The organism is Chryseobacterium sp. 22532, assembly GCF_052044665.1.
Lineage (GTDB): Bacteria > Bacteroidota > Bacteroidia > Flavobacteriales > Weeksellaceae > Chryseobacterium > Chryseobacterium lathyri.
The window spans coordinates 756,958-781,271 of the sequence record NZ_JBQENJ010000002.1; the positions used below are offsets into that span (position 1 = coordinate 756,958).

Sequence of the window (24,314 nt, forward strand, 5' to 3'; positions counted from 1 at the left end):
GATCTTTCAGGCTTTTTTGCTGTCTGCGGATAAAATGGTTTTCTGCTCTTTGTAGTGAGAAAAGCCTGAAAAACGTTTTCTGCTTAAATAAATTGGAATTCGGCTTAAGTTTTGCTTATATTCAGCGGAATAATTTTAACTTTGCAAAAAGATTTATTGTCAAAATGACGAACCCTCTATTTTATGCAAAAATAATTCTCTTTGGAGAATATGGGATGATTGAAGACTCCCAGGGGCTTGTAGTACCTTACAGTTTCTATAAAGGAACCCTGAAATTCTCAGATTTGAGTTCTGAATTTGAACTTAAATCGAACAAACATCTGCAGAAATACTCTGATTTCCTTGCAACGCTTGACCTTTCTGATGATTTTAAATTAGATATCGAAAGCTTTAAAAATGATATTGAATCCGGACTTTTCTTCGATTCCAATATTCCCCAGGGATACGGCGTAGGAAGTTCAGGAGCTTTGGTAGCTGCTATTTTTGAAAAATATGCGCTCAATAAGTTGGATCCTGAACAAATCTCAAAAGACAATCTGAAAAAATTAAAAACCGTTTTTGGAGAAATGGAAAGCTATTTCCATGGTAAAAGTTCAGGAATGGACCCTCTGATCTGCTATATGAACCTTCCGATCCTTATCGAGAATAAAGAAAACCTCGATAGAGTTTCCATCCCGGAAGGGGAAGCTGGAAAAGGAGCCATATTTCTTATCGACAGCGGCATTACAGGAGAAACAGGGCCTATGATACAGATTTTCTTTGAAAAAATGAAAACTGAAGGTTTCCGAAAAACATTGAAAGAAGAATTCATCCGTTACAACAACGCATGCATTGAATCTTTCCTTAAAAAAGATATGAATCCTTTCTTCAGGAACCTGAAAAAGCTTTCCTATTGGGCATATGAACATTTCCGTCCGATGATTCCTGAAAGTATTTTCAACATCTGGAAAAAAGGACTCGATTCTAATGCCTATTATCTGAAACTTTGCGGAAGCGGCGGTGGCGGATATATCCTGGGTTTCACTAAAGATTATGCAAAAGCAGAAAAAATGCTTGAAGGCTTCCAAAAAGAAGTGATTTACAGATTTTAAACAGGCTGGAATGAATTCTGAAAAAGAAACTTTCCAATCTAAAAACTATATCTCTAAATCTATATTTTACAGATTATCACAATTCGTGGGTTTTCTGATAGGTGCCCGTTTTTTTGTTGCGGCACTCCATACATTTGCCCTGTATGTATCTACTTTTTTTCTCTTCAATCAGGATGAAACGTTCAGTAAATTTGTCTTCGATTTTAAGGTACACGGCATTATTTTCTGCACCGTTATAACTATTCTGGCGGGTGGAATCATCAATCAGTTTTATGACCTGGAAAAAGACCATGTGGTAAAACCGTTCCGGACCAGAATCCAAAGCTTTATCAAGCAGAAATATTTTTTGTATGCTTACCTTGCTCTGACAGCGATTTCTCTTGGGGTCGCATGGATGATTTCCCATAAGGTTTTTGTTTTTTTTCTTGTATACCAGTTCTTCATGTGGTTTTACAGTCATAAATTAAGCCGGTTACTGATCATTAACAATCTTACTTTTGTAAGCCTAACCCTTTATCCTTTTTTCGGAATGATGGTGTATTATGAAACCTTTTCCAAGAAGGTATTGCTTATGGCTATTTTCCTTTTTCTGATCCTTCTGTGTATCGATATTGTGAAAGATATGCTTACAAAAAGTGTAGACAAAGCATTCGGATATACAACCATTCCCAACTATTTTAAAAATAAAAATACCCAGATCATAATCATTTCCCTGTTGATTACCACAATGGCCGTTTCCATGAAACTAATCACCAAAACAGGGATATCAGGTTTTATGGCATATTACTTTACCGGAGGCTTATTCGTAATGATCTTCTGTATTTACCTTCTGCTTAAATCTACCAGAAGAAGTAAGTTCTTCACACTCAATATATTAAGATTTTGGGTTTTTGTAGGAATTATGGCAATGCTCCTGAACGGAATCGAAAGCAAATTCTAGAAAATTTTCTTTAAATAAACTGAGGTTATTATTACCTTTGCAAAACTAAATTTAATAAAAAGGAATGCCCATTTTTAACGATACTAAAGTAGCATTTGCAGACAAGTCTGATGCACAATTGAGAAAGGCGTACTGGATGTTTAAAATGATTGAACAGCCCGCTCTTACCAGTCTTGGAACTTCTGTTCTTAATTTTACGGTTCACAATAATTTTCCTTTCGTGACCGGAATTGTAAAAAGTACTTTGTTTGAACAGTTCTGTGGTGGTGAGACCCGTGAAGAAAGTATGAAAGCGGTAAAACAGCTTTTCAAAAGAGGAGTGGGAAGTATTTTCGATTACTCTATAGAAGGTAAAGAGGATGAGGAAACCTTTGATGCGGTATGTAAAGAGATCAAAGATATCATTAGATTTTCTGTGGGAAATCCTGCTATTCCTTTTATTGTATTCAAACCGACTGCTTTTGGAAGAATTGACCTGTATGAAGCGGTAGGAAGTGGAGCTGAACTTACTTCAAGTCAGAAAGAGGAATGGAAAAGAGTTGTAAGAAGATTTGATGAGGTATGCGGTCTTTGCCATGAGCATGACAAAAAAGTAATGGTAGATGCTGAAGAGACCTGGATGCAGGATGCAGCAGACCAACTTTGTGAAGAAATGATGGAGAAATACAACCGGGAAAAGCCAATTGTTTGGAATACCATCCAGATGTACAGAACCGGAAGACTGGAGTATATGGAAGCTCATCTTCAGAAAGCCAGAGAAAAGAACTATTTCATAGGATATAAGATCGTGCGTGGCGCCTATATGGAAAAGGAAAGAGCCAGAGCAGAAGAAAAAGGATATCCGGATCCTATCCAGCCTAATAAGGAGGCTTCAGACAAGAATTATAATGCCGGAATTGATTTTGTAATGAATCATCTGGATAAAGTATCTGCATTCTTTGGAACTCATAATGAGATCTCATCTGAATTGGTTATGGATAAAATGAAATCCAAGGCGCTTGAAAATGGAAATCCTCATATCTACTTTGGACAGCTTTACGGAATGAGTGATAATATTACCTTCTATCTTTCAGATAAAGGCTATAATGTAGCTAAATACCTTCCATACGGTCCAGTAAAGGATGTTGTGCCTTATCTTACAAGAAGAGCCAGAGAAAACACTTCTGTAGCCGGACAAACCGGAAGAGAACTAGGTCTCATCAAGAAAGAATTGGAAAGAAGAAAGAAATAATCTTTTATAAAATATACAAAAAGACCTGCAGAAACTGCAGGTCTTTTTAATTTGCTATATGCATGTGAAAAAGAACTGTATCTATTATAAGTTTCCGCAGTTTTATATTATTTATAATTTATAATATTTATATATATTTTAATTATATAATAAAAATATTTAATATATATTGTTTTATTCGTTGTTATTGGTTATATTTGATTTAAACCATTAAAAACTAATATTATGAAAAAAGCATTACTTATTGCTGCCTTTATAGCGGCTAATTCTGGCATAGCACAAACCTATAATAACGGAGGTTTAAGTACCGGAGCTACTTCTAAAAGCGGAACGGCAGCACCTGCCGGATACACATGGTCTGAACTTCAGAATAATACAGGAAATACTACAGAGTCCAATACCAGCCTTGGTTTGGGCGGAACATCCAGCTCAGCTGCGGCGAGTTTTTTTCTTGCTGATGATTTTACTGTTCCCGCCGGAAGTTCGTGGCAGATTACAACCATAGATTTTTTTGCCTATCAGACGAATTATGCAGGAACTACGGCTCCTTTTAATACAGTAAGAGTAAACATATTCAATTCGGACCCTTCCGTAGCAGGGGCAACAAGTGTATTTGGAGATGATACTACCAACAGGTTTTCTGCAGGAATAGATGCTACCATGTACAGAACTGGAAATACTGTCGTACCTGCAGCAGCAGTTCCTGGTACCACTAGAAAAATATGGAAAATAACAACCAATACCCCTGTTACTCTGGGAGCCGGAACATACTGGATAAAGTACCAGCTGCAGAATGTGGTGATGGCTAATGCAGGCTTTTTACCACCGGTTACGATTGTTGGAAGCCGGGGACTTCCAGCCTTTAATGCTAAACAATTTGATGCCATTTTAGGAACGTGGACTTCTCTAGTTGATGCCGGAAACCCTACTTCAGCTCCTGATGTCCCTTTAGATATGCCGTTTGTTATTACATTTACAGCGACTACGCTAGGTACACAGGAAACCATGCAGTATGACAACAGGATCCAGGTATATCCTAATCCGGTAAAAGACCATTTCAGAATCAATAATCCTGAAAGGCTCAGAATAAGCAGTGTGGAAATTATGGATGTTTCCGGAAAAATAGTAAGGACCTTGAAAGGTTCCGAAGAGTATAGTGTTTCAGATTTGCCAAAAGGAAATTATATTCTGAAGATCAAGAATGAAGGTGGACATACAAAAATTACAAAACTAATAAAGCAGTAAGCTTTAGTTTTCTTCTTCAACTATTTTTTATCCCGGCCATTTTCTTTGACCGGGTTTTTATGGCTCAAAACTTTCAAATTTTCCATTTTCATAAAAAAGCACAATCCTTTTTATCTTATTTTCTTGATTACCAATAACTTGGCTTAATATTTTATCATTAGTATTTTCTAATCGCTGAGAATTGGATAAATTTTCCTGAGTCTTATATGGGGGTGGTATAAACGATTCTCGTGGGCTCTCTTTCAGAGTATCAGATTCCTCTTCAGCTCCGAAATCTTCATCATCCTTCATCATCGTAAACAGGTCGGGTAGCGGAGTGGGTTTCCCTTTTTCATCTTCCGGTTTTTCTTCTGAAGCAGATTTTACTTCCGGTAATTCGGATTTCAGCATTTCACCTTCACCCGTAACCAGCCAGTCCCAAAGGATTTCCGGAAAGCTTGACTTTATCTTTATAATAAATTCCAGAGATGGTTTGTTTCTTCCCGAAGTGATATGCGAAATGGAAGAACGCTGTACATCGATCTCATCTGCAAACTCGGAAGGGCTGAGGTTGGAATACTCAATAACTTTTGAAATTCTTTCGTTTAAACTCATGAAAATAAGTTGTCAATTGTGTTACAAATGTAAATAATAAAATTTACATATACAAATTACATAAGTAAACGAAGTTTAATTTTATAAATATACATATGTAAATGGATATAATAAGCTTAAATAGAGCTGTTTATAATAATTCTCTTTCCACTATAACTCTATTTAACAAAGTAAACACCATTTTAAGCTGATAAATTTCCTTGATTAATTACTTTGAAACCTTCTGTTTTGTTGGGTTTCCAATATTCAGGGGTTGTCTATTAATTATATGCTAAATCAATGATTAGTAGTGTTTTAAAATATATTCAGAAGTAAAGCATATTTACTGAGAAATAAAAGATTTTAAGCAGTAAAAGATCTTTATTTGCCGTATACAAACGTAAATTATAATCATAAATAACTTATTAATAGTATTTTATGGATAAATATATTAAAACTTTGTTTACTAATAAATCCTTATTTTCTGATAAGAGTAATGAAGGTCATATGATAGTTAAATTTAGATTGAATTTCTTGGATAAATACAAAAAAACAGCAATTTACATTTGTATATGTATTTAATTAACGAAGTTTTCCACATTAATCTTGTTTAGCAATATTATGCCTATTTACTGATTAATAGGCTTTTATTCACTTAAAGTAAGATTCTAAATGTAATTGATGTAAGCTTTATAAGTTACTGAATTTAAATGTTTTACATATCTATAAATATCATATTTTCAATTAACAATTTTATCCACAGACAAAATGGCAGTTGTCATTGTTTAATTAAGTTACAAATGTTAACTAATATTTTTTGCCTAAAAATCATTAAATTTGACTCTTGTAAATTATTTATAATGAATTTTGAACAGCTCTATTCTCCGAATCCTAATTTCTCAAACCGCTATATTTCCCCTGAAAAATTATTTTCTTACTTACAGGCCAATCTCAGCGATTATATTCAGGAGATTGGAAGATCCTATTTAGACAAGCCTATTTATCAGTTAAGCCTAGGAACGGGAACTATTAATGTTCTTGCATGGTCACAGATGCACGGAAATGAATCCAATGCCAGCCATGCCATGCTTGACCTTTTGGAAACTTTGGATAAGGATCCGGAAATGAAACAGGATCTTTTCAGTAAAATCAGGCTGGATTTTATTTTTATGCTCAATCCTGACGGCTCAGAAAGATGGACAAGACTAAATGCTGCAGATATTGACCTGAATAGAGATTTTCATAATGAATCGAGTACGGAAATTAAATTCCTTAAAAAAATAGTGGCCTCAAAAAAATATGATTATGCACTAAACCTACATGAACAGAGGACTATTTTTACGACAGACGGAATACATCCGGCAACGCTTTCTTTTTTGGCTCCCTCTGAAAATGAAGAACGTACGATAACGGATAACAGGAAGAAATGCATGGCTGTAATTGGAAGAATGTATGATCATTTAAAAGAATTAATTCCGAATCAGATCGGTAGATATTCTGATGAGTTTTATCCTACCTCTACAGGCGACAACTTCATTAAGGCCGGAATGCCTACTATTTTATTTGAGGGCGGACATTTCGTAGATGATTATACAAGAAAAGGAACCAGAAAATACTATACGGTTGCTTTATATTATGCTTTAAAAGCAATCAGTGAGCTGAATTCGGATACAGAAGGGTGGGAAAAATATCTTGAAATTCCCGAAAACCAGGAAACACATTATGATATTATTTACAGAAATGTAAAGCTGAATACAGACCATGAATGCATTTTGGATGTTGCAGTTCAGTACCGCGAAATTATGGAAGAAGGTAAGGATGAAATATCATTTGTACCTTTTGTGATGGAAGTGGGAGATGTGAAAAAAAGAAAAGGCTGGCTGGAAATAGACTGTACAGGGAAAAGATTTGTATCTGCTACCAAATATCCGAAACTGGATGCGCCTGTAGAATTTACAATAGAAGATTAGAAAAGCTTAAGATTTTCATAAAATAAAAACGTCCTCAAAAAGTATTACTTCCTGAGGACGTTTTTGATAGTATATACAGGATTAGTTTACCACTTTAATTCCATTGGCTACGAACCTGATCTCTTCTTTAGGAGTCGTGATGGCATCAATTTCAGCCTGAGGTTTCTTAGCATCTTCAGCATAGTGTTTCTGCTCGTCTACTGAAGTTACTTTTCTTTCTGCAGTACCTTCCAATACAACATTTTTACCTTTTAAAGCTGTTGGAACAAAGAATGCATAATCTTTCATTTTTACGAAAAACTGAGAATTATCTTCAGTCTGGATGGTAAGCCAGCATCCTTTTTTCTCACATACATCAGTTACTTTTCCTTTAACTGCTACGTTTTCAACTTTTTTATTGTCTTTTTTAAGTTTTTTGCTCAGTTTATCAACTGTGATGGCCTTAGACTCTGAAGTTACTCCGGCTCCATATGCGTCACCTACAATAGCACTTCCTTCCGGTGGTCCAGACTTTTTCTGTGATGTCTCCTGTGCAAAAGCTAAAGTAGAAATACTTACAGCTGCTGCAAATAATATAGCCTTGAATTTCATTTTTAATATTTTTTCCAAAAGTACTAATTAAAATTGAATAACAATTCGATAAAAACTTGATAAAAAGCAGGTGATGCAGTAAATTTTCAACAAATATCAAAATCAATCTCAGATTTGTTTATATTTGATGCCTATACTTGACTATGCAGAAAAAACTGAAACTTTGGGACACCATTATGCTGGTAATGGGATCTATGATTGGAAGCGGAATTTTTATTGTAAGTGCCGATATGATGCGGAACCTGGGATCCGGTTTCTGGCTGATCGTAGTCTGGATCATTACCGGAGTGATGACTGTAGCAGCGGCAATCAGCTATGGAGAGCTTTCTGCGCTGTTTCCAAAAGCAGGCGGGCAGTATACCTATCTCAAAGAGATCTTTGGGAAAAAGATGGGATTTCTGTACGGCTGGGGCCTGTTTACGGTAATCCAGACAGGAACCATTGCCGCAGTAGCAATGGCTTTCGGTAAATTCACCGCTTATCTGGTTCCGTCACTGAATGATGCAGCTCCTCTTTTCCAGAGTGGAGAATTCAAAATCACATGGATACAGATTCTGGCAATAGCCGTTATCCTTTTACTTACTTATATTAATACAAGAGGTGTACAGAGCGGAAAGTTGCTTCAGAATGTATTTACGGGTTCAAAAATTATTGCTTTACTGGGCTTAATTGCTGTTGGATTTATTCTAGTTGATTTTTCGCATTTAGCTGAAAATTTCAGCCTGGGTTTTGATTCATTTAATAACCTTAAAAAAGATATAAGCGGTAATTTCCTAAAAGAAGGCTGGGAACCAATTAATGGAATGACCCTGCTCGGAGGCATCGCGGCAGCCATGGTAGGATCTGTTTTCAGTTCGGTAGCTTGGGAAAGTGTAACTTTCGTTTCTGGAGAAGTTGAAAATCCTAAGAGAAATATTGTCAAATCAATGATCTATGGAACTTCTGCAGTGATGATCCTTTATCTGGCAGTCAATTATGTATACCTGAATGCTTTGGACAGGGACAGTATTGCTTTTGCAGCCAATGACAGGGTTGCGGTGGCAGCCTCACAGAATATTTTCGGAAGTGCAGGCACCATCATTATAGCAGTTCTTGTAATGGTTTCTACCTTCGGGTGCGACAACGGGCTGATTCTGGCTGGAGCCCGGGTATTTCAGACTATGGCAAAAGACGGAATGTTTTTTAAATCTGCAGAGAAAAATAATAAAAATGAAGTTCCGGAAAATGCTTTATGGATGCAGGGAATATGGGCCTCGGTGCTATGCCTTAGCGGACAGTATGGTAATCTTCTGGACATGATCTCTTTTGTGATCGTTCTGTTCTACATGATTACGGTTTTCGGAGTTATTTATTTAAGAATCAAAAAGCCGGATCTTGAAAGACCTTATAAAACATGGCTTTACCCGGTAACGCCTATTATCTATCTCTTGATAGGAACAGGGTTTTGTGTACTTCTCCTGATTTACAAACAGCAATATACATGGCCCGGATTTTTAATGGTGCTCCTGGGACTTCCTGTGTATTATTTCATTAATAGGAAAAAGCAGACAGATCAATAGGTTAAGATTCAACCGTTTCTATAATATATCAGGGCTCTCAAATTCGTTTGGAAGCCCTTTTTTCAATGAGATTTTTGATTTCTTTTCATATTTATTTCATGAAAATGTGTATTTTGGTAGTTCTTTTTAAGAAAACTAGACTATGTAAAATAAGAAGCTGACTATGGACACACCAAATTACAGAATGCCTTTCGTGCCTTCAACACTCATGACTGAAGGAGGAAGCATTGATATCTGCGACATGGGCGAAAGCATTGCGCACAATATCATGCTGCTGATCACCACTAAAAAAGGCGAAAACAGATATGATGACAATTATGGAAACGACGTATGGAATCTGGAATTCGATAATGGAGTTACCAGTGCCGTTTGGGAGAGCGTTTTCATTAAAAGCCTCAGAAGGCAGATTCAGGAATATGAGCCCCGCATCGTGAACCCGCAGATTGATGCCCACATCCAATTTGTAGAGCACAGCTACGATACCAAAGAACATACAGAGATCAAAAAGAAAGTAAGAATTGCCATCAATGCAAAAATGGAGGCAACAGGAGAGCGTTTCAGTTTTTCTACAGAATTATTTTTAAGCCCGATGTCTATTGACTAATTGTTTTTAAAAGCAAGAAAAATTATGAATTTAGATCAAAATATATATTCCAAAGAATCTGTAAAGGCAAGAATGCTTCAGAACGCCACCAAAGTGTGGGGACTGAAAAGCCCGCAGTCTCTGGACCCTTTTGTAAAACTACTGATAGACGCATTCAGTACAGAAGTTTTTAAGGCTAATAATGAGATTCAGACAGTAAATGCAAGAATCCTTGAGAAACTGGCAAAACTTCTGACACCATCCATCTATACCCATCCGATTCCGGCCCATGCGGTTGCCTTTACGTTGCCTTACGAATCTTCGGAAGTCCTACTGGAACATACCGAATTCTTTTTCCGCAAGCAGATGACATCAACGGTAAAATCAGAATCGGATAAACAGCTTAATATTCCTTTTACACCCGTAGGAAATGTAAGAATTAATAAAATACAGACGGCAATAATGTTTGTAGGAAATACCTGCTATAGTGTAGATGACAGGTTGAATAAAATACCGGTTGCAAGATTCCAGGGAAAACCTGAAGACTACAGAAAGATTACAATAGGAGTGGATGTAAGCCGATATGCCACTGAAAATTTCCCAAAATACATCAGCGTATTCTGTTCCAATCCTGCTTTTGAGCATATAGATTTCGTCTACAAGCTGCTTCCTTATATTACCGTTACCAGTAATGGGAATCCTTTGTTTGTAAGAGAGGGATTGAGTTATCTTACGAACAGCCAGCAGGACGGATACGAGCAGATGTTCAGAGAACAGTCGATCCGGAATAAAGTTATTGAAGATATCAAAAGTATTTACCGTCATAAATTCATAGAAATCACCGGACTTTCAAGCAGCCTCTTTTCGGAGCCTGGCGTATTGCCACAAAATTTAGACTTTCTCAACGAAAAAGAAGAGATCAGGAAGCAGATCGGAGACAAACGCTATTTGTGGCTTACCTTTGAATTCCCGCCGCAGTTTTCTGCGGAGATCTTAGATAATTTTTCATTTGTAATGAATGCTTTCCCTATTTACAACAGAGGCTGGAAGAAGACAGAATACAGCCTGGATATCATGGGAAACAATATTCCTCTCGTTACAGACGAAGGCGAACATTTCCTGTATGTGGATGAAGTTCAGGATGGAGACGGAAGAAAATATACGGAGATTCCTTTTACTCCTGCCGATGATCTTAAAAAAGGATTGTATACAGTAAGAAAAGGCGGAATGGAGCGTTTCACCAATAGAAATGCCGTAGATATGATTGCCAATGTTCTGGAACTGACAAGAGATGAAATTGCTGCATTTTCACTGTTAAACAGGGATAATGTCAAAGGAGTGCTAAGTGAAATGTCAGATAAAATGAAGACGATGGTTCAGAAAGTGAACAATGCGAAGAGAAATATCAGACAGGAACTGAATTACGTCATTATGGAGCCTGTAGAAAAAACAGACCATACATATGCCTCATTCTGGGTGACACACTGCACACTGGCCAACCATATGCGTCCGGGAACAGAACTTTCTAATCAGTTAAAGTCACAGACTGTTGTACTCCTCACAGAAACTATAGGCGGTTCTGAAGAACAGAAAGGAACAGACAGTATTCAGGCTTACAGATATGCCCTAACCACAAGAGACAAGATCATTTCTCTCGAAGATGTTAAAAACTACTGCAGAATGGTCCTGAAAGATGAGGTAAAAGAAGTAAGGGTAAGAAGAGGAACCATGATCAGCAACCGCCCAAAAGAAGGTTTTGTAAGAACCGTTGAAATAGAAATCATTCCTCAGAATTATTCATTCTATGGAAGGGCCTACTGGGAAAATATGGCCAATATCCTTAGAAATCAAATCATTTCGAAAGCGATTGACGGAATCGAATATGTAGTAAAAATAAGCAATGAAGATATTGATCTTGACGAAATATAAATTACAACTAAACTTAAACTATAAAATATGAGAAAGATTATTGTCCTTGCTATGGCCCTGACCTTCACATCAGTCAGTGTGATCAGCTGTAAAAAAGACGTCAGTAAACTGGGTAAATCCGTTTTGAACCTTGGTGGTGCTGACGAAGCGAATGCTATCATCGATTTCAATAACAACTTTTTGGATTCTTATAAGAATACATCCAAACATATAGAAAGTATTCTGAGATATGCAGATGGAGCCGTAGCGAAAGCAAAAGGCGGAAATGCCATGATAATGCCAGTAATAGGTTCTATGGATTACTCATTCAGCAAGATCAAAGAAATACCGTCAGGTTTTGGAAAAGACAAGGCAGCAATAGAAGCTGATTTCAATACCTATAAAGCTAAAAAGGAAAGTATAGAGAAAAAGTTCGAAGAGCTTAAATCCTATATGAATTCTGAAGACTATAAAGATGACAAAGGAGCAAAAGCAGATGCCATAACAAAGGATATTGAAACCGAAGCCCAGGCTTTATTTACCTCGGGAGAAAATGTAGTGGCGAAGATCAAACCTGCAACAGATGCGGCAGAAGAAGTGGTTCTGAAAGACCATCCTATGAAAGAATATATCATCTCTTCCAAAAGCGTAATGAACTCCCTGGACTCTAATATTGATGTACTGGATAAGCAGTATTCAGGAAAATTCAACGAAGCGGAAGCTCAGAAAAAATATGATGAGCTTGCCAAAGCAGTAGAAGCCAATTCAAAATTAGAATTCAATGTGAAAGATCCGCAGTATTCTTACAAAAAAACATTGTTTGAAAGCTTTAATAAAAGTGCGTCCAGCTTTTTGGATACTTACCGAAAACTGATTCGTGATGCTAAAGGCACTGGAAAAATTTCAGACAGCGATATCCAGCAGATCGATTCCTCCTACGAATCTGTATTGAACTCCTACAATTCATTTGTGAAATAAAAAAAGTATGAACCTATAACAGAAGACTGATGCAATGTATCAGTCTTTTTTATTTGCGGGAATAGGAGTATAGTTAATATCAGCAGTATCACGCAGAGCATAAACAAAATTTCACGAACGAAATTCATGAAGAATTAATCATTTCAGAAGCTTAAAAATTTAACTAAAATTAAAGTTTAATAAAATCTTTCAGGTTCATACAATTCCATAAAATTCCGTAATTTTGCACATTGTGATTTTCAGGCAGGATCACCCCAAATTATGAGTAAATCAACAGAATATATAGAAGTTTACGGAGCACGTGAACACAATCTTAAAAATATTAATGTAAAGATTCCTCGCAACGAGCTGGTAGTAATTACCGGGCTTTCCGGCAGCGGGAAATCATCTTTGGCTTTTGATACCATCTTTGCCGAAGGACAGCGTCGTTATATCGAAACATTTTCGGCATATGCGCGCCAGTTTCTGGGCGGTCTGGAACGACCGGATGTAGATAAGATAGAAGGTCTTTCTCCCGTAATTGCCATCGAGCAGAAAACCACCAATAAAAATCCGAGGTCTACCGTAGGAACCGTAACCGAGCTGTATGATTATCTACGCTTGCTATATGCAAGAGTTTCCGATGCATACTCTCTTTCCAGTGGAAAAAGGTTGGTAAGCTATACGGAAGACCAGATCTTGGACACAATCAAGGAAAATTATAAAGGCGAAAAAATAATGCTTCTTGCGCCTGTAGTACGTTCCAGAAAAGGCCATTACCATGAGCTTTTTGTACAGATGGCAAAAAAAGGCTACGGTCAGGCAAGGATTGACGGTGAGCTGCAGGATATAGAATATGATCTGAAGCTGGACCGTTATAAAACCCACGATATAGACATTGTGATCGACCGATGGATCATCGGTGAAAATGCTTCCGAATCCAGAATGGAAAAATCCCTGCGTACCGCAATTGAGATGGGCGAAGGGATCATCGGAATCCAGAAACTGGGAGGCACAGATATAGAATATTTTTCGAAAAATCTGATGGATGCTGAAACAGGACATTCACTGGCACTTCCGGAACCCAATACATTCTCCTTCAACTCTCCGAAAGGAAGCTGTCCGGAATGTAAAGGTTTGGGGACTATCAAAAAGATCAATACAGATTACTTTATTGAAAACCCTAAACTTTCCATTAACCAGGGCGGACTGTTGCCGCTGGAAGATATTAAATCCAACAAATGGATACTATCACAGATCAAAAATATCCTTGAGATCTTCGGATTGGGCATGGCAACACCTATGAAGGATATTCCGGACGAGGCTTTGGACTATATCTACAACGGGTGCCATAAGGAATTTAATAAAGATCTGAAATACGCAGGGATTACCAAAAAGATAAAAATAAGCTTCGATGGTCTGATCACTTTTATGGAAGAGATCATTGAAGAAAGAGAATCTTACGAGGCAGTATTGCTGGAAAGGCATTTTACCACTGAAGAAACCTGTCCGGAATGCGGCGGAACCCGTCTTCAGCCTGCAAGCTTAAGCTTTAAAATAGACGGAAAGAATATCGCTGAGGTAAATGCTTTAAGCTTATCCGATTTAAAAGAATGGCTATCCGACGTTAAAGATAAATTCTCAGAAAAACATAAAATCATTGCCTACGAAATCTTAAAAGAGATTGAAACAAGACTTCAGTTCCTTCTGGATGTAGGTTTGGATTATCTGAGCTTAAGCAGAAGCTCTAAAACCCTTTCAGGCGGAGAATCCCAGAGGATACGTCTTGCCACGCAGATCGGGTCACAACTTGTGAATGTTCTGTATATTCTGGATGAACCAAGTATCGGGCTTCACCAGAGAGATAATGAGAGACTGATCAATTCATTGAAAAACCTTAGAGATATCGGGAACTCCGTCATTGTTGTAGAGCATGATAAAGATATGATCCTGGAGGCTGATGAGGTATTGGATATTGGTCCGAGAGCCGGAAAATTTGGTGGAGAAATACTGTGGCAGGGAAAACCGAAAGACCTGTTGAAAGCAGATACCATTACGGCAGACTATATCAACGGAAAAAGAAAGATAGCAGTTCCTGCGGAAAGAAGAGCAGGGAATGGTAAAAATATACTGTTAAAAGGAGCTACTGGAAATAACCTTAAAAATGTTACCCTTGATATTCCGTTAGGAAAACTGGTTGTAGTAACAGGAATTTCAGGTAGCGGAAAATCTTCCCTGATCAACGGAACCTTATATCCGATCCTGAACAAACATTTTTACAGAGCCGTTCAGGAGCCTCTTCCATACAAAAAGATTGAAGGGCTTGATCATATTGATAAAATTGTAGACGTAGACCAGACTCCGATCGGAAGAACTCCGCGATCAAACCCTGCAACCTACACAGGAATGTTTACAGACATCAGAAACCTTTTTGCTGAGCTTCCGGAGAGTAAAATCCGTGGTTATAAGCCGGGAAGATTCTCATTCAATGTAAAAGGCGGAAGATGCGAAACCTGCCAGGGTGGTGGGCTGAAAGTAATTGAAATGAACTTTCTTCCCGATGTATACGTACATTGTGAAACCTGTAATGGAAAACGTTTCAACAGAGAAACCCTGGAAGTACGTTACAAAGGAAAATCTATTTCCGATGTTCTGGATATGACGATTGGTGAAGCGGTAGATTTCTTCCAGCCAATTCCTAAGATTTTTGCCAAAGTAAAAACCCTTCAGGATGTAGGATTAGGATATATTACACTGGGACAGCAGTCGACAACACTTTCAGGAGGAGAGGCACAGCGTATCAAGTTGGCTACAGAACTTTCGAAAAGACAGACTGGAAATACATTGTATATTTTAGATGAGCCGACGACGGGGCTTCACTTTGAAGATGTAAAGATCCTGATGGATGCTATTAACCAGCTGGTAGAATTAGGAAACTCATTCATCATCATCGAACATAATATGGATGTGATCAAATTGGCAGACCATATTATCGATGTAGGACCGGAAGGAGGAAAACACGGTGGCCAGATCGTAGCTCAGGGAACTCCTGAAGAGATTGTGAAATCTAAGAAGAGTTTGACCGGTAAGTTTCTAAAAAGAGAATTAGAATAATAATTAAAATTAAATATAAAAAGCCACAATACTTGTTGTGGCTTTTTTATTTCTCCTGCATTTCGTTGTAAATGCTTTCAAGCTTCTGCCAATAGTCTTCCTGCATCCAAGCATATTTTTTATAATTGGTGCTGATCATTGCGTTATCAGAAACGGTTTTTGTTTTAAGGTAATCTGTAATGGCTTCCAGCAGCCATTTTTCATTAAATCCGGCCCATTCACCTGCTGCCTGTAACAGATTGGGCTGTAAAACAGGAAAGACTTCATATATATTAATGGTTTTCACATCGTCAAAAGAATACGGGCTTTCCAGAATTGTTTTAACAATATATTGAAAATTAAAATCCTGAAGTTCTGTATCCAGATAAAAATCAGATAGAGCGATCCATACAGGTTTTCGCTCTTCAATATTAACAGGTTTTAGCATTGATCAAACCAATTATAGAGAGGATATATAAACTTCTATTTTTGTACCGTCGTAGTTGAAGGTTCCGTCTTCATTCTTTTTACCCAGAACCCATTTCATGTCTACAGGAACAGACCATGCCGTACCCAGTGAAAATCCGTTCACGGATCTGATCTCCGCACCGTTTCCGGTAGTGACCGCCGAATGGAACCACGTTTTATCTCTTAGCCTGTAAAAACCGATGGCTTTTCCTTTGGGAATTATAGCATAACCATCCCACTTGTCGCCTGCGGGATAGTTGAATTTATTGAGCCATCCCTGTGCACGGAACTGTACAAGTTCATCCGGAGATATGGCTGCACCTCTCATATACAGGGCATAAGCTACCACATCGTGGCATACGCCCTTGTTGTAATTGGCCATCTCGTCCTGCCCGGAAAGAAGGCCATTGGATATCAGTGATTTTTTCGCTGGTTCGAATTGCCCGACCTGGGCTCCTTTTGGTGTGATCATTTTAATATTATTTTATTGTTTTGGTTTATTTAAAGATACATAATATATTATAAATAATATTTCACCATAAAGATATATGATATTAAAGTATTGTTTGGAATTTCTTATGATTTTTATAAATAATGAAAATTTTAAGTGCAAAATATAATAAATGTTCAGGAAAAGCGTTCTATATTTGTCAAACAAATTAAAACAATATGAAAAATTTAAAGAAACTTAACAAGAATGAATTGAAATCAGTGTATGGGGGTGCACCTGTAATTTATTGTGTATTTTGTGAAAGACTCAATAAAACAGTGTGTAGTGAAGCCCATATTTCTCAATGTCCTTAAAAATTCAAGCTGCCTTTAGAGCAGCTTTTTTTATGATCAGATTTAATGATTATTTCACGCTTTGAGCAAAATTCTTCAGGCTTGCTTTCAGATCTTTCGAATTTGCAATACTGTCAAAGCTGATGTTATCAATCTTCCATTCCTGGCCGGACTTTATCAAATGTACTTTGTCGGTCCATATAACTTTAGGCTGAGACATCATGTATTCAAAAGTAACCGCCGCATCCGCTGAAGTACCCGAAGGGTTGATAACAACAGATTTTATTTTGTAACTGTTGTATCCTTCATATAAGCTTGAAAAAACAGCTCCTTCAAACAATAATGGTTTTTCATCCGGATGATCACTGTGTTTTACCTTTTCAATATCAGCTTTAGAAGCATTCAAAGCCTCTTCAAGTGTTCTTTTGAGTTCCGGAGAAAAAAGGCTGTCAGAGAAAGGTTTATTATAAAGAGCATCATTTGAGCCTCCATATAAACGGTAAAGCTCGTTGGCCTTTTGTATAACAGAGGTTTCTTCGGCCGAATTTGCACGGGATCCATTATTTTTGCAGGCTGCTAAAAAGAGAAAAATTCCTAAGCATAGAAAGATTTTTTTCATCAATAAAATTTAAATTCAATGGTCAAATCATGTGCCATCTTTTATTCTGTCAGATTGTTTCTTAAGCCTAAAAATAATTTAAACAGCCAATCATAAAATTTAATACATTTGATTATTAAATATGATCTGTGAATCCTATTCTTGATGTTGTAGTACGTTCCCTTTGCGTTTACCTTTTTATGGTGATCGCTATCCGTCTCTTTGGTAAAAACCAGCTTTCCCAGCTTAATGCAGGAGATGTGGTTCTGCTCCTTCTTATTTCCAATGCGGTTCAGAATGCAATGGTGGGCCAGAATACCTCTCTACAGGGTGGTCTTATTGCAGCCCTCGTTCTGTTTGCGGCCAACTTTATTCTAAAACGACTCATGTTCTCCAACCGGAAATTCGAAACATTTATGGAAGAAGACCCTGTAATCCTGATCAGAGATGGGGTAATAGACCAGACTGCTCTGAACAGGGTGAAGATCACCCGTGATGAGCTGGAAGAAGCCATAAGAGAACACGGCGTGGAGAAAATAAGAGATGTTAAGCTTTCTATTCTTGAAGTTGATGGTAATATAAGCGTTATTTCAGAAGATGAGAAAGAAAAGCAGACCCACTATTCAAGAATCAAAAGAAAAAATAAAAGAAAATACTATTAAATAGAATGAATTACGAATTAAGAGAAATGCTTCCCGGTGATGAAAAAAGAGTGCTGGAAATTTATAAGCAGGGATTAGACGGAGGGGTATCCACTTTTGAAACAGAAGTTCCTACTGCCGAAGCATGGAATATGGAATATTTCAACGATTGCCGTTGGGTACTTGAGAATGAAAACAATGAAATAGTAGGGTGGTGCGCTTTGAAGCCGGTAAGCAAAAGAGAATGTTATAAAGGAGTAGCTGAAGTGAGCATTTATTTTGACAATACGTATCAAGGGAAAGGCTTAGGATCAGTTCTGCTGAAAAAGATGATTCTTGACAGCGAAAGCCATGGTTTCTGGACTCTTCAGGCCAGTATCTTTCCCGAAAACGAAGCTTCTATAAGATTTCACCAAAAAAACGGGTTCAGAACCGTGGGAGTCAGAAAAAAAATTGGAAAGCTAAACGGACAGTGGAAAGATGTTGTACTGTTCGAAAAGCGAAGTGACAGTATAGAATAAATAAAAGAGAACCGGACAATTCTTTAAATCTTTCAGTTTTAATTAAATAAATCACTTTTGTTCTAAAAATATTGGCTTTCAAACCCCGTAAGCTTCCCTTTCAAAAATGCTCCGGTGTACTTTGGCACTAACCTTGTTATCTCCCTATTGAAATTTGAAAAAGTGGAAAATATGAAAGGTTTAATGAAAATTGTAGGGGTGTTAACCGTTATGTTTATGATGACATCATGTGTGGTGCATGATCATCATGTAAGGAGACTCCCGCCGGGACAAGCTAAAAAAGTGTATGGAGGAAGTGCACGATACTATGCTCCGGGACAGGTGAAAAAACGAGTGTATTATTATGATTATGACAACAGAGGTCATCATCATAAAAACAAAGGACACAAACGACACAGAGATTAAGAAAAATAAAAAAGCCCTGATTTTTCAGGGCTTTTGATTTGTATTAAAATCTTGATTTTTTTGGATTCAGGAATGTATTAAAGATCATTATTTCCGTTCCGAATTTTTTCTCAATTCTTTCCGAAATGTTGAGCATTTCACTTTTGATAAAATCCTCTCTGAGATCATCATTGTCAAACATCAGAAGCAAGTTATAATTCTTCCCCTCTTCAATATAATCACTGTGTACTTCAGAAAGAATATATTTATTGACATCCATAAGGTTTTCCGCCATCAGCACCAGTGTTTCATCAATATAATTTTCCCATTCTTCGATATTGTTTTTCGTACAGTGGAAAGTTATACTCAATAAGCTCATATTTTATGAATTTTTAAGATTTTGTGGATAAATTCTAGTGCAAAAATCGGTAAAAATTTCGTAAATTAGCCCGTTAATAAAAATTGGAAATAAATAATTTTCAGACGCACAGCTAAAGGTCTGACTGTCATTATAATAAATTTGTTTATGCAAAAAGAAGGAGAAAGACTGATTCCTATCAACATTGTTGATGAAATGAAATCGTCTTATATCGATTATTCGATGTCGGTTATCGTTTCAAGAGCGTTGCCGGACGTAAGAGACGGCCTGAAACCCGTTCATAGAAGAGTACTTTACGGTATGTATGGATTAGGGGTTTTTTCTAATAGAAAATATTTAAAATCTGCAAGAATCGTTGGGGATGTTTTGGGTAAATATCACCCGCATGGAGACTCTTCAGTATATGATGCAATGGTGAGAATGGCTCAGGAATGGAGCTTGCGTTATCCCCAGGTGGATGGGCAGGGTAACTTCGGTTCAATGGACGGAGACCCGCCTGCGGCAATGCGATACACCGAAGCAAGACTGAAAAAGATTTCTGATGAGATTCTTTCAGATCTGGACAAAGAAACTGTTGATTTTCAGAATAACTTTGACGACAGTATGCAGGAGCCTACCGTGCTGCCTACAAAAGTTCCTAACCTTTTAGTCAATGGTACTTCCGGGATTGCAGTAGGTATGGCGACCAATATGGCACCGCACAACCTATCAGAATCTATTGATGCAATCTGTGCTTATATCGATAACCGAGAGATTACTATCGATGAATTAATGCACCATATTACAGCGCCGGATTTCCCTACAGGAGGTATTATATACGGTTACGATGGAGTAAGGGATGCTTTCCATACAGGAAAAGGAAGAGTAGTGCTGAGAGCAAAAGTGAATTTCGAAGAAATCGGAAACAGAAATGCTATTATCGTTACTGAAGTTCCATACCAGGTAAACAAGGCTGATATGATCGCCAGAACTGCGGAACTCGTAAAAGATGATAAGATTGTAGGAATTCATGAGATCAGAGACGAATCGGACAGAAACGGTCTGCGTGTCGTTTACGAACTGAAAAATGATGCTATTCCTAATGTTGTCCTAAACTTACTATATAAATATACAGCACTTCAGACTTCTTTCAGCGTTAATAATATTGCGCTGGTTAAAGGAAGACCGGAACAGCTTAATTTAAAGGATATCATCCACCATTTCGTAGAGCACAGACACGAAGTGATTGTGAGAAGAACTCAGTACGAGCTTAAGAAAGCAAAAGAGAGAGCTCACATCCTGGAAGGTTTCATGAAAGTGATAGGATCTCAGGATTCTTTAGACAGAGCCATTTCTATTATCCGTCACAGTGCTAACCCTCAGGCGGCAAAAGAAGGTTTGATCGAAGCATTTGAACTTTCTGACATTCAGGCTCAGGCTATTCTTGATCTAAGACTGGCACGTCTTACAGGAATGGAACTTGACAAGATCCGTGATGAATATGACACGATCATGAAAGAGATCATGAACCTGGAAGATATCTTAGCCAATGAACCGAGAAGATTTGAGATCATCAAAGAAGAATTGCTTGAAATCAAAGAAAAATATGGTGACGAAAGAAGAACTGCAATCGACTATTCAGGAGGAGAAATGTCTATTGAGGATATTATCCCGAATGAAGCCGTAGTTCTTACCATTTCACACGCAGGATATGTTAAGAGAACCTCACTTTCTGAATACAAAATTCAGAGCAGAGGTGGTGTAGGGAACAGGGCAGCAACTACAAGGGACGAAGATTTCCTTGAATATATTGTTTCTGCGACCAACCACCAGTATATGCTGTTTTTCACAGAAAAAGGAAGATGTTACTGGTTAAGAGTATTTGAAATTCCTGAAGGGTCAAAAACATCCAAAGGAAGAGCAGTACAGAACCTGATCAACATTGAGCAGGATGACAAGATCAAAGCCTATATCAGAACCAATAACCTGAAAGACGCTGAATACGTAAACCAAATGAGTGTAGTGATGGTGACCAAGAATGGAACCATTAAGAAAACCTCTCTTGAAGCGTACTCAAGACCAAGAGTTAATGGGGTTAATGCCATCGAGATCAGAGATAATGACCAATTATTGGGTGCATACCTTACCAATGGTACTTCTCAGATCATGATTGCAACTAAAAATGGTAAATGTATCCGTTTCCCTGAAGAAAAAGTAAGAGAAGTAGGTAGAGGATCCATTGGGGTACGTGGTATCACTATGGACGATAATGATGAGGCAATTGGTATGATTGTTGTGAATGATGTAGAAAAAGAGACAGTTCTTGTGGTTTCTGAAAAGGGATACGGTAAAAGAACTGCTGTAGAAGACTACAGAATCACCAACAGAGGAGGAAAAGGAGTTATTACCCTGAACATTACCGAAAAAACAGGAAATCTGATCGCTATTCAGAATGTGACAGACGAAGACGGATTGATGATCATCAATAAGTCCGGTGTTGCCATCAGAATGAATATGGATGAAATGAGAGTAATGGGAAGAAATACTCAGGGAGTAAAAATGATTAACCTTAAGAAAAATGACGAAATTGCAGCCATTGCAAAAGTAGAAATGGATAAAGAGGTAGCAGAAGAAGACTCTGAAGAAAATGCAGAAGGGACAGGAATTGTAGCAGATAACCAAGAAAACAATACAGAACCACAGGCTGAAAAAGAAAACCCGGCCGGAGAAAATGAGAATTCTGATTCTGAAGAATAAAACGTACAATTAATATAATATAGTTATTATGAAGAAACTCATTTTAGGTATAGCAATCGTAGCTTCTGCTTTCGTTTTCGGTCAGAAGGGCGATGTAAATGCCAAGCTGCAGGAAGCGAACAAAGCTGCAATGGATGCATATAATGCAAAAAATTATACCGTTGCCGCGCCTAAGTTTTTAGAAGTTTATAACTTATTAAAGACCAATGGCCAGGATGATAAGATATATATGTATTACGCAGGTCTGAGCTATGCTTTGGCAAATAACAGCACCGAATCCATCAAAATATATACAGATCTTATTAATTCAGGTTTTACAGGAGTTCAGACAACGTATACTGCGAAAGAGAAAAAGTCTGGTCAGGTAGTGAATTTAGACAAAGCTACTTGGGAGCTTATGAAAAAGAATCCTGATTATTCAGATTTCAAAACAGAGCAAACACCAAGTGTTGAGCCGGAACTGTATGAAACATTAACGACTTTGCTTATGAACGCAAAGAAGCCTAATGAAGCATTGACAATTATTGAAAAAGGTTTGGCAAAATATCCAAATAATGCCAAACTTAAAGAAGCTCAGGCTACAGCTTATTATGATTCTGGAAATACGGAAAAATTCATCGGAGCACTTAAAGAGCAGCTGGCTAAAAACCCTAACGATGCTACCAACTGGTATAACCTTGGAGTAATGCAGTCTAAAAATCCTGCAACAGTGGAGGATGCACTTGCATCATTCAAGAAAGCTATCGAGATTAAACCTGACTTTGATAATGCCTATCAGAACCTTGTTTATACAATAATTGGAGACGATTCCAAAATTGTAGAGCAGATTAACGCAACAAGAAAAGATAAGCCTGAAGAAGCGACTAAACTAATCGATGCAAGAAGAGAAAGATTTACTAAGGCACTTCCATATGCTGAAGGATGGTACAAAGCAGCACCGGAAAATCTTGATGCCCTTACTGCATTGAAAGAGATCTATATCGTAACAAAAAATACAGATAAAATTAAAGATCTGAAAGCTAAGGAAGCTGAGCTTAAAGCAAAAGCAAAATAATAATTCTTAGTTAAATTATAAATGAAACCGGAGCAGAAATGTTCCGGTTTTTTATTTTTTGATCTGAAATATGCTTTTATTTTCACCTTAATTATCGTTAAATTTCACCCTGAAAATTCTCTGTAATTCCGTATCTTTGGGAAAAATTTTTATAAGATGATTGAGTGGAAAACCGCCAAAGAATACGAAGATATTACCTATAAAAAATGTAATGGGGTAGCAAGAATTGCTTTCAACAGACCGGAAGTAAGAAATGCCTTCAGACCCAAGACCACTTCAGAACTGTATGACGCTTTCTATGACGCTTATGAAGACTCTTCAATAGGGGTTGTCCTGCTTTCAGGAGAAGGTCCAAGTGCCAAAGATGGTGGTTGGGCTTTCTGTAGTGGAGGCGACCAGAAAGCAAGAGGACATCAGGGATATGTAGGCGAAGACGGAAGACACCGATTGAATATTCTTGAAGTTCAGCGTCTGATCCGTTTTATGCCGAAAGTAGTGATCGCTGTTGTTCCGGGATGGGCAGTAGGAGGAGGGCATTCACTTCATGTGGTATGCGATCTTACTCTGGCAAGTAAAGAACATGCTATCTTCAAACAGACCGATGCTGATGTGACGAGTTTTGATGGTGGATACGGATCCGCTTACCTGGCGAAAATGGTTGGTCAGAAAAAAGCCCGTGAAATATTCTTTTTAGGAAGAAACTATTCTGCTCAGGAAGCTTTAGAAATGGGAATGGTTAATGCCGTTATCCCACATGCCGAATTAGAAGATACAGCCTATGAATGGGCACAGGAAATATTAGCAAAATCACCAACTTCTATCAGAATGCTGAAATTCGCAATGAACCTGACAGATGATGGAATGGTTGGCCAACAGGTGTTTGCAGGAGAAGCGACCCGTTTGGCATATATGACAGAAGAAGCGCAGGAAGGAAGAAATGCATTCCTTGAAAAAAGAAAGCCAGACTTCGGAGAAAATCAATGGATATCTTAAAATAAGAAGTTAGAGG

23 protein-coding genes are annotated in these 24,314 nt (G+C 37.6%); 17 read left to right on the forward strand and 6 right to left on the reverse strand.

What is annotated here, in order from left to right:
• Positions 1 to 164 precede the first annotated feature (164 nt).
• The 4 genes from ACTJIV_RS07675 to ACTJIV_RS07690 all read left to right on the forward strand — a co-directional run bounded on the left by ACTJIV_RS07675 (position 165) and on the right by ACTJIV_RS07690 (position 4,507).
• Positions 165 to 1,091, forward strand: coding sequence for a mevalonate kinase family protein (locus tag ACTJIV_RS07675; RefSeq protein ID WP_111958398.1), 927 nt, complete (start codon positions 165 to 167; stop codon positions 1,089 to 1,091).
• A 10-nt stretch (positions 1,092 to 1,101) separates the two neighbouring features.
• Positions 1,102 to 2,031, forward strand: coding sequence for a UbiA family prenyltransferase (locus ACTJIV_RS07680; protein WP_336378666.1), 930 nt, complete (start codon positions 1,102 to 1,104; stop codon positions 2,029 to 2,031).
• A 64-nt stretch (positions 2,032 to 2,095) separates the two neighbouring features.
• Positions 2,096 to 3,262, forward strand: coding sequence for a proline dehydrogenase family protein (locus ACTJIV_RS07685; protein ID WP_223559376.1), 1,167 nt, complete (start codon positions 2,096 to 2,098; stop codon positions 3,260 to 3,262).
• 225 nt (positions 3,263 to 3,487) lie between these two features.
• Positions 3,488 to 4,507: a T9SS type A sorting domain-containing protein gene (locus tag ACTJIV_RS07690; RefSeq protein WP_440626631.1), complete on the forward strand. Its 1,020-nt coding sequence runs from the start codon at positions 3,488 to 3,490 to the stop codon at positions 4,505 to 4,507.
• 57 nt (positions 4,508 to 4,564) lie between these two features.
• Here ACTJIV_RS07690 and ACTJIV_RS07695 read toward each other — a convergent pair whose 3' ends face one another.
• Positions 4,565 to 5,101, reverse strand: coding sequence for a helix-turn-helix transcriptional regulator (locus tag ACTJIV_RS07695; protein ID WP_223559378.1), 537 nt, complete (start codon positions 5,099 to 5,101; stop codon positions 4,565 to 4,567).
• An 839-nt stretch (positions 5,102 to 5,940) separates the two neighbouring features.
• Between ACTJIV_RS07695 and ACTJIV_RS07700 the strand changes: the two genes are divergently transcribed.
• Positions 5,941 to 7,050 carry a M14 family zinc carboxypeptidase gene (locus ACTJIV_RS07700; protein WP_440626633.1) on the forward strand — a complete coding sequence of 370 codons (1,110 nt, stop codon included), beginning with the start codon at positions 5,941 to 5,943 and terminating at the stop codon, positions 7,048 to 7,050.
• A gap of 81 nt (positions 7,051 to 7,131) precedes the next feature.
• On the opposite strand, the gene ACTJIV_RS07705 is transcribed toward ACTJIV_RS07700, so the two are convergent.
• Positions 7,132 to 7,641: a DUF4920 domain-containing protein gene (locus tag ACTJIV_RS07705; protein WP_111958007.1), complete on the reverse strand. Its 510-nt coding sequence runs from the start codon at positions 7,639 to 7,641 to the stop codon at positions 7,132 to 7,134.
• A 143-nt stretch (positions 7,642 to 7,784) separates the two neighbouring features.
• Between ACTJIV_RS07705 and ACTJIV_RS07710 the strand changes: the two genes are divergently transcribed.
• The 5 genes from ACTJIV_RS07710 (at position 7,785) to uvrA (ending at position 15,762) form a co-directional block, all read left to right on the forward strand.
• Positions 7,785 to 9,200: an APC family permease gene (locus tag ACTJIV_RS07710; protein WP_440626635.1), complete on the forward strand. Its 1,416-nt coding sequence runs from the start codon at positions 7,785 to 7,787 to the stop codon at positions 9,198 to 9,200.
• Between the two features lie 163 nt (positions 9,201 to 9,363).
• Positions 9,364 to 9,804: a GPW/gp25 family protein gene (locus ACTJIV_RS07715; RefSeq protein ID WP_111958003.1), complete on the forward strand. Its 441-nt coding sequence runs from the start codon at positions 9,364 to 9,366 to the stop codon at positions 9,802 to 9,804.
• A 24-nt stretch (positions 9,805 to 9,828) separates the two neighbouring features.
• On the forward strand, positions 9,829 to 11,712 hold the full coding sequence (locus ACTJIV_RS07720; RefSeq protein WP_223559380.1) for a type VI secretion system baseplate subunit TssF: 1,884 nt from the start codon (positions 9,829 to 9,831) through the stop codon (positions 11,710 to 11,712).
• Positions 11,713 to 11,739: 27 nt separating this feature from the next.
• Positions 11,740 to 12,669 carry a DUF3829 domain-containing protein gene (locus ACTJIV_RS07725; protein WP_111957999.1) on the forward strand — a complete coding sequence of 310 codons (930 nt, stop codon included), beginning with the start codon at positions 11,740 to 11,742 and terminating at the stop codon, positions 12,667 to 12,669.
• A gap of 261 nt (positions 12,670 to 12,930) precedes the next feature.
• Positions 12,931 to 15,762: an excinuclease ABC subunit UvrA gene (gene uvrA / locus ACTJIV_RS07730; protein WP_223559381.1), complete on the forward strand. Its 2,832-nt coding sequence runs from the start codon at positions 12,931 to 12,933 to the stop codon at positions 15,760 to 15,762.
• 46 nt (positions 15,763 to 15,808) lie between these two features.
• On the opposite strand, the gene ACTJIV_RS07735 is transcribed toward uvrA, so the two are convergent.
• Both ACTJIV_RS07735 and ACTJIV_RS07740 read right to left on the reverse strand, forming a co-directional pair.
• Entirely contained in the window at positions 15,809 to 16,189 is a 381-nt protein-coding gene (locus tag ACTJIV_RS07735) for a DUF7079 family protein (protein WP_111957995.1), read from the reverse strand.
• A gap of 12 nt (positions 16,190 to 16,201) precedes the next feature.
• Entirely contained in the window at positions 16,202 to 16,681 is a 480-nt protein-coding gene (locus tag ACTJIV_RS07740; RefSeq protein ID WP_223559382.1) for a hypothetical protein, read from the reverse strand.
• Between the two features lie 197 nt (positions 16,682 to 16,878).
• On the opposite strand from ACTJIV_RS07740, the gene ACTJIV_RS07745 reads away from it, so the two are divergent.
• Positions 16,879 to 17,013 (forward strand): bacteriocin-like protein, encoded by a 135-nt coding sequence (locus tag ACTJIV_RS07745; protein WP_111957991.1) that lies wholly within the window; start codon positions 16,879 to 16,881, stop codon positions 17,011 to 17,013.
• A gap of 49 nt (positions 17,014 to 17,062) precedes the next feature.
• On the opposite strand, the gene ACTJIV_RS07750 is transcribed toward ACTJIV_RS07745, so the two are convergent.
• Entirely contained in the window at positions 17,063 to 17,611 is a 549-nt protein-coding gene (locus tag ACTJIV_RS07750) for a hypothetical protein (protein ID WP_440626639.1), read from the reverse strand.
• 128 nt (positions 17,612 to 17,739) lie between these two features.
• Between ACTJIV_RS07750 and ACTJIV_RS07755 the strand changes: the two genes are divergently transcribed.
• From ACTJIV_RS07755 to ACTJIV_RS07765, 3 genes are all read left to right on the forward strand, one after another.
• On the forward strand, positions 17,740 to 18,252 hold the full coding sequence (locus ACTJIV_RS07755; protein WP_111957987.1) for a DUF421 domain-containing protein: 513 nt from the start codon (positions 17,740 to 17,742) through the stop codon (positions 18,250 to 18,252).
• Between the two features lie 5 nt (positions 18,253 to 18,257).
• Positions 18,258 to 18,752, forward strand: a complete 495-nt coding sequence (locus ACTJIV_RS07760; RefSeq protein WP_111957985.1) for a GNAT family N-acetyltransferase — start codon at positions 18,258 to 18,260, stop codon at positions 18,750 to 18,752.
• A 171-nt stretch (positions 18,753 to 18,923) separates the two neighbouring features.
• Complete coding sequence (locus tag ACTJIV_RS07765; protein WP_111957983.1) at positions 18,924 to 19,157, forward strand: hypothetical protein; 234 nt, start codon at positions 18,924 to 18,926, stop codon at positions 19,155 to 19,157.
• A gap of 43 nt (positions 19,158 to 19,200) precedes the next feature.
• Here ACTJIV_RS07765 and ACTJIV_RS07770 read toward each other — a convergent pair whose 3' ends face one another.
• Positions 19,201 to 19,515, reverse strand: a complete 315-nt coding sequence (locus tag ACTJIV_RS07770; RefSeq protein WP_111957981.1) for a DUF4286 family protein — start codon at positions 19,513 to 19,515, stop codon at positions 19,201 to 19,203.
• 147 nt (positions 19,516 to 19,662) lie between these two features.
• On the opposite strand from ACTJIV_RS07770, the gene gyrA reads away from it, so the two are divergent.
• The 3 genes from gyrA (at position 19,663) to ACTJIV_RS07785 (ending at position 24,298) form a co-directional block, all read left to right on the forward strand.
• The gene (gyrA, locus tag ACTJIV_RS07775; protein WP_111957978.1) at positions 19,663 to 22,251 is read left to right on the forward strand and encodes a DNA gyrase subunit A; all 2,589 of its coding nucleotides are present in this window, start codon (positions 19,663 to 19,665) and stop codon (positions 22,249 to 22,251) included.
• 28 nt (positions 22,252 to 22,279) lie between these two features.
• Positions 22,280 to 23,305, forward strand: coding sequence for a tetratricopeptide repeat protein (locus tag ACTJIV_RS07780; protein WP_223559385.1), 1,026 nt, complete (start codon positions 22,280 to 22,282; stop codon positions 23,303 to 23,305).
• Between the two features lie 156 nt (positions 23,306 to 23,461).
• A complete protein-coding gene (locus ACTJIV_RS07785; RefSeq protein WP_111957974.1) occupies positions 23,462 to 24,298 on the forward strand; it encodes a 1,4-dihydroxy-2-naphthoyl-CoA synthase in 837 nt (278 codons plus the stop codon).
• Positions 24,299 to 24,314 lie beyond the last annotated feature (16 nt).

Bases quoted from the DNA above. Each gene is read 5' to 3' on its own strand.
- ACTJIV_RS07675 (WP_111958398.1), top strand. From the start codon at position 165: ATGACGAACCCTCTATTTTATGCAAAAATAATTCTCTTTGGAGAATAT.
- ACTJIV_RS07680 (WP_336378666.1), top strand. From the start codon at position 1,102: ATGAATTCTGAAAAAGAAACTTTCCAATCTAAAAACTATATCTCTAAA.
- ACTJIV_RS07685 (WP_223559376.1), top strand. From the start codon at position 2,096: ATGCCCATTTTTAACGATACTAAAGTAGCATTTGCAGACAAGTCTGAT.
- ACTJIV_RS07690 (WP_440626631.1), top strand. From the start codon at position 3,488: ATGAAAAAAGCATTACTTATTGCTGCCTTTATAGCGGCTAATTCTGGC.
- ACTJIV_RS07695 (WP_223559378.1), bottom strand. From the start codon at position 5,101: ATGAGTTTAAACGAAAGAATTTCAAAAGTTATTGAGTATTCCAACCTC.
- ACTJIV_RS07700 (WP_440626633.1), top strand. From the start codon at position 5,941: ATGAATTTTGAACAGCTCTATTCTCCGAATCCTAATTTCTCAAACCGC.
- ACTJIV_RS07705 (WP_111958007.1), bottom strand. From the start codon at position 7,641: ATGAAATTCAAGGCTATATTATTTGCAGCAGCTGTAAGTATTTCTACT.
- ACTJIV_RS07710 (WP_440626635.1), top strand. From the start codon at position 7,785: ATGCAGAAAAAACTGAAACTTTGGGACACCATTATGCTGGTAATGGGA.
- ACTJIV_RS07715 (WP_111958003.1), top strand. From the start codon at position 9,364: ATGGACACACCAAATTACAGAATGCCTTTCGTGCCTTCAACACTCATG.
- ACTJIV_RS07720 (WP_223559380.1), top strand. From the start codon at position 9,829: ATGAATTTAGATCAAAATATATATTCCAAAGAATCTGTAAAGGCAAGA.
- ACTJIV_RS07725 (WP_111957999.1), top strand. From the start codon at position 11,740: ATGAGAAAGATTATTGTCCTTGCTATGGCCCTGACCTTCACATCAGTC.
- uvrA (WP_223559381.1), top strand. From the start codon at position 12,931: ATGAGTAAATCAACAGAATATATAGAAGTTTACGGAGCACGTGAACAC.
- ACTJIV_RS07735 (WP_111957995.1), bottom strand. From the start codon at position 16,189: ATGCTAAAACCTGTTAATATTGAAGAGCGAAAACCTGTATGGATCGCT.
- ACTJIV_RS07740 (WP_223559382.1), bottom strand. From the start codon at position 16,681: ATGATCACACCAAAAGGAGCCCAGGTCGGGCAATTCGAACCAGCGAAA.
- ACTJIV_RS07745 (WP_111957991.1), top strand. From the start codon at position 16,879: ATGAAAAATTTAAAGAAACTTAACAAGAATGAATTGAAATCAGTGTAT.
- ACTJIV_RS07750 (WP_440626639.1), bottom strand. From the start codon at position 17,611: ATGAAAAAAATCTTTCTATGCTTAGGAATTTTTCTCTTTTTAGCAGCC.
- ACTJIV_RS07760 (WP_111957985.1), top strand. From the start codon at position 18,258: ATGAATTACGAATTAAGAGAAATGCTTCCCGGTGATGAAAAAAGAGTG.
- ACTJIV_RS07765 (WP_111957983.1), top strand. From the start codon at position 18,924: ATGAAAGGTTTAATGAAAATTGTAGGGGTGTTAACCGTTATGTTTATG.
- ACTJIV_RS07770 (WP_111957981.1), bottom strand. From the start codon at position 19,515: ATGAGCTTATTGAGTATAACTTTCCACTGTACGAAAAACAATATCGAA.
- gyrA (WP_111957978.1), top strand. From the start codon at position 19,663: ATGCAAAAAGAAGGAGAAAGACTGATTCCTATCAACATTGTTGATGAA.
- ACTJIV_RS07780 (WP_223559385.1), top strand. From the start codon at position 22,280: ATGAAGAAACTCATTTTAGGTATAGCAATCGTAGCTTCTGCTTTCGTT.
- ACTJIV_RS07785 (WP_111957974.1), top strand. From the start codon at position 23,462: ATGATTGAGTGGAAAACCGCCAAAGAATACGAAGATATTACCTATAAA.